Source organism: Nitrospirota bacterium, from assembly GCA_015233895.1.
Classification (GTDB): domain Bacteria; phylum Nitrospirota; class Thermodesulfovibrionia; order Thermodesulfovibrionales; family Magnetobacteriaceae; genus Magnetomonas.
Map to the genome: position 1 here is coordinate 471 of JADFXG010000065.1, position 1,109 is coordinate 1,579.

The window sequence follows — 1,109 nt, forward strand, 5'->3', positions numbered from 1 at the left end:
CTAATGCAAGCATTAGAGTTTAGCCTCTTCCCGTTTCGCTCGCCGCTACTAAGGGAATCACATTCGTTTTCTTTTCCTGTGGCTACTAAGATGTTTCAATTCGCCACGTTAGCATTCTGAACCTATGTATTCAGTCCAGAATAACCAGGTATTAGCCTGGTTGGGTTGCCCCATTCGGAAATCTCCGGATCAAAGCTTCATTGCAGCTCCCCGAAGCTTATCGCAGCTTATCGCGTCCTTCATCGCCTGAGTCTGCCAAGTCAGCCATCGTAAACCCTTTGTAACTTGACCACTAAATAACGAAAAACTACTACTTCAATTTGTAGTTAAACTTACATTACATAATTGTCAAAGAACAAAGTCCGATTATCCGGACAAAATGTTTTCAATCTATTACCCATCATAAAATATTGTGGAGCTGAGGAGGATCGAACTCCTGACTTCCTGCTTGCAAAGCAGGCGCTCTCCCAAACTGAGCTACAGCCCCCTGTTTTCTCCGTCGGAGAAATGGTGGGCCCGAGTGGGATCGAACCACTGACCCTCGCCTTATCAAGACGATGCTCTAACCAGCTGAGCTACGGGCCCAATTCTGATCAGAGGTCAATGCATTAATCAATGGTCAATGCCTGTGGGCATCCCTGACCACAGACACTGACCACTGATCAGAAATAAAAATAGCCAAGCTCTCCAGAGATCATCCGGATACTTATTGTTCTTTTTGGTATTGATTGTTTTTAAAACTGCTGTTCGACTGAACAACATTTCCTATCGATCCTAATTACAAGGAAACAATAGAAAGGAGGTGATCCAGCCGCACGTTCCCGTACGGCTACCTTGTTACGACTTAGCGCCAGTCACCAGTTTTACCTTGGGCCTACCTACGTAGGACTTCGGGTACTCCCGGCTCCCATCGCTTGACGGGCGGTGTGTACAAGGCCCGGGAACGTATTCACGGTGGCGTGCTGATCCACCATTACTAGCGATTCCGGCTTCATGGAGTCGAATTGCAGACTCCAATCCGAACTGAGGTCACTTTTTTGAGATTAGCTCCCCCTCGCGGGTTGGCAACCCTTTGTAGTGACCATTGTAACACGTGTGTTGCCCTGGGC

At 47.5% G+C, this 1,109-nt stretch carries 2 tRNA genes and 2 rRNA genes (2 of these 4 cut by a window edge); all 4 read right to left on the minus strand.

Annotation, left to right across the window (positions count from 1 at the left end):
- Positions 1 to 291, minus strand: a 23S ribosomal RNA gene (locus tag HQK88_17200); its annotated part reaches 470 nt to the left of the window's first position; the annotation flags it as partial.
- 122 nt (positions 292 to 413) lie between these two features.
- Positions 414 to 487 (minus strand) — tRNA-Ala (locus HQK88_17205).
- 21 nt (positions 488 to 508) lie between these two features.
- Positions 509 to 585, minus strand: a tRNA-Ile gene (locus HQK88_17210).
- 210 nt (positions 586 to 795) lie between these two features.
- Positions 796 to 1,109 (minus strand): 16S ribosomal RNA (locus HQK88_17215); its annotated part runs 446 nt beyond the window's last position; the annotation flags it as partial.